This is a genomic window from Ciceribacter ferrooxidans, assembly GCF_004137355.1.
Classification (GTDB): Bacteria; Pseudomonadota; Alphaproteobacteria; order Rhizobiales; family Rhizobiaceae; genus Allorhizobium; species Allorhizobium ferrooxidans.
In genome coordinates, this window is the sequence record NZ_SDVB01000178.1 from 1 (window position 1) to 369 (window position 369).

Genomic DNA, 369 nt, shown 5'->3' on the forward strand with positions numbered 1-369 from the left:
ATGAAGCCTAGTAGGCCGATTGATATCATGGCTCAAACTATACCCATATATCCGAAAGGTTCTTTCTTCCCCGAATAATAAGTGACGATGTGAGAGATTATTCCAAACCCGGGAAGGATTAAGATGTATACTTCAGGGTGGCCAAAGAACCAGAATAAATGTTGATAGAGTACAGGGTCCCCTCCCCCTGCAGGATCAAAGAAAGTGGTGTTAAGATTTCGGTCTGTTAGTAGTATTGTAATCCCGGCAGCTAAAACTGGTAGGGATAGAAGGAGAAGAATTGCAGTGATTAACACAGATCATACAAATAGGGGAGTTTGGTACTGATTTATAGCGGGAGGTTTTTTATTACCACTATTTTGAATATAA

General features: G+C 40.4%; 1 pseudogene. It reads right to left on the bottom strand.

From position 1 onward, the window contains the following. Window positions 1–35 precede the first annotated feature (35 nt). Window positions 36–369 (bottom strand): annotated as a pseudogene (locus EUU22_RS26390) (cbb3-type cytochrome c oxidase subunit I); the annotation flags it as partial.